Here is a 2,851-nt window from a genome sequence, read left to right on the forward strand (position 1 = left end):
GGGCGCGATCGCCGGTCCCGGAGGGGTGCGGCGACTCGAGCGCGGGCCCGATCCACCCGGGCCGGCCCGTGGGAGCCCGTGGCAGGTCCCCCCACCGTCTCCCGACGGGTGGGCGAGAACACCTGGCGGTTGCCGGTCGACGCCTTCTGGCAGTCACACAGATCAGCTGCCGCGCACTACTCCGATCTCGTCCGCCGTGCGGTGGCCGGAACCCCCGGGCTGTCGGGCTCGCCGGTGGTCTGGGACCTCTACGGGGGAGCGGGCCTGTTCTCCGCAGCGGTCCTCGAGGCCGCCCCTCGCGCGCAGGTGACCATCGTCGAGTCCTCACGTGCCTCTCTCGACGCGGCGGGGACCGCCCTCGACCTCGGCCCGGGGGTCGTTCCGGTGGGCGCGAGGGTCGAGACGTTCCTCGATCGGACGGGCGGGGGTCCCGACCGGAACGGCGAGCCCGATCTCGTGATCCTGGACCCGCCGAGGGGTGGTGCGGGGATCGACGTGATGACCGCGCTCGCGGGCGGAACGGCGTCGCGGATCATCCACGTGGGGTGCGATCCGGCGAGTCTGGCCCGCGACGTCGGGGTGCTGGTGGCGGCCGGGTGGACACTGGCGGATCTACAGGGGGTGGCCGCGTTCCCCGCGACGCACCACGTGGAGGGGCTCGCCGTCCTCGACTCGCCACGTGTGCTCTGAGCCCGGCACCGTGGCCGGCCTGGACCGGTCGAGGCGCCGGCGGGGTCCCGCGACGATTGCCCGTAGACTGTTGGCTCGACCCCGCGGGGTGTGGCCAGGGAAGGGGCAGTCGACGGCAATGAGTGTGCTCGATCAGGTGAACGGCCCCTCCGACCTCCGTGCCCTCGGACCCGACCAGCTGGTCCGGCTCTGCGGCGAGATCAGGGAGTTCCTCATCCGGAAGGTCTCCGCCACCGGCGGGCACCTCGGCCCCAATCTCGGCGTGGTGGAGCTGACGGTCGCCCTGCACCGGGTGTTCGACTCCCCGCGTGACCCCATCGTGTTCGACACCGGACACCAGTCGTACGTCCACAAGATCGTCACCGGTCGGCGTGACCAGTTCGACGGGCTCCGCACGCGCGGGGGACTGTCCGGCTACCCGTGCCGTGCGGAGAGTGAACACGACGTCGTCGAATCCTCGCACGCCACCTCGTCGCTGTCCTACGCCGATGGACTGGCCAAGGCGTACTCCCTGCGCGGGGAGACCGACCGCACCGTCGTGGCCGTGATCGGCGACGGTGCGATGACGGGCGGGATGGCCTGGGAGGCGCTCAACAACATCGCGGCAGGCAAGGACCGGCCCATGGTGATCGTCGTCAACGACAACGGGCGGTCGTACTCGCCCACGATCGGTGGCCTGGCCGAACGACTCGGGGTCCTGAGGCTGCAGCCCGCCTACGAGAAGGCGATGGACCACACCAAGCGCACCTTGGGCGCGCGGAAGGACATCGTCGGCAAGGCCGTCTACTCGATCCTGCACGGGATCAAGACCGGCCTCAAGGACGTGGTGTCCCCGCAGGAGCTGTTCGCCGACCTGGGCCTCAAGTACATGGGACCGGTCGACGGACACAATCTGGCCGCCACCGAGGCGGCGCTGCGGCTGGCCAAGGATTTCGGCGGCCCCGTGGTGGTCCATGTGGTCACCCGCAAGGGCATGGGCTACGTCCACGCGGAGAACAACGTGGCGGACCTGATGCACGCGACCGGGGTGATCGACCCCGACACCGGTCGGCCGCTCTCGGCCTCGTCGTCGGTGGACTGGACGTCGGTGTTCTCCGCCGAGCTGTGTGAGATCGGTGCCGAGCGGGACGACGTCGTGGCCATCACCGCGGCCATGGCCGGACCGACCGGGCTGACAGCGTTCGGTGACCGCTTCCCGGACCGGATGTTCGACGTGGGCATCGCCGAGCAGCACGCCGTCGCCTCGGCCGCCGGACTGGCGCTCGGTGGAATGCACCCGGTGGTGGCCGTCTACTCGACCTTCCTCAACCGTGCGTTCGACCAGCTGCTCATGGACGTCGCGCTCCTCGGGCAACCGGTCACCCTGGTGCTCGACCGCTCCGGCGTGACCGGCCCCGACGGCGCGAGCCACAACGGAATGTGGGACCTGTCGCTGACAGGGATCGTCCCCGGGGTGCGGGTGGCCGCACCGCGCGACGCCGAGACCCTCCGCGCGGAACTGCGTGAAGCCGTCGAGGTGACCGACGGGCCGACCGTCGTGCGATTCCCGAAGGGTTCCGTCGGTGAGCCCGTCCCGTCGCTGGAGAGGACCACCGACGGAGTCGACCGGGTTCACGGGACCGGCGACGCCGACGTCCTGGTGGTCGCCGTCGGTTCGATGGTCGCGCCGTCGGTGGCCGCGGCACGGGCACTCGAGATCGACGGCGTGTCGGTCGACGTGGTCGATCCACGATGGGTCTATCCGGTGCCGCACTCGATCGTCGATTCCGCGCGGGGCCGTCAGCTCGTGGTGACCGTCGAGGACAACGGACTCCACGGCGGCGTCGGGTCGGCAGTCTCGGCGAGTCTGGAGTGCGCCGGCGTCAGGGTCGACCGATTGGCCCTCGGGATCCCCCAGGAGTTCCTCGACCACGCCTCCCGGGGTGAGATCCTCGCCGCCGCCGGGTTGACCGCGGAGGGGATCGCCGACGGGATCCGCCAGCGCCTCGGCGACCGGGTCGAGAGCTGAGTCCGCCCGCCCTCAGGCACCCGATCTGAACTCGTGCACGGCGCCCAGCAGCCGAGCCTCCGTCAGCTCGACCTGCCATCGGCGAGCACCCTCCTCCTGCAGGACCCGGTGCAGCAACGCCGCGTCATCGGCGGGGTCGGTGGTGGCCGCCCG

General features: G+C 71.3%; 2 protein-coding genes. Both read left to right on the top strand.

Translation table 11 applies throughout. The features are described from left to right. Window positions 1-78: 78 nt before the first annotated feature. Entirely contained in the window at window positions 79-690 is a 612-nt protein-coding gene (locus G6027_RS13590; protein ID WP_182637634.1) for a hypothetical protein, read from the top strand. A gap of 118 nt (window positions 691-808) precedes the next feature. Beyond that, the gene (gene dxs / locus G6027_RS13595) at window positions 809-2,698 is read left to right on the top strand and encodes a 1-deoxy-D-xylulose-5-phosphate synthase (protein WP_182637635.1); all 1,890 of its coding nucleotides are present in this window, start codon (window positions 809-811) and stop codon (window positions 2,696-2,698) included. The last annotated feature ends 153 nt before the right edge of the window (window positions 2,699-2,851 follow it).

Source organism: Dietzia sp. SLG310A2-38A2, from assembly GCF_014145095.1.
Lineage (GTDB): Bacteria > Actinomycetota > Actinomycetes > Mycobacteriales > Mycobacteriaceae > Dietzia.

What these genes read in the sequence shown, in the direction of transcription:
- dxs (WP_182637635.1), top strand. Translation starts at nt 809, where the DNA reads ATGAGTGTGCTCGATCAGGTGAACGGCCCCTCCGACCTCCGTGCCCTC.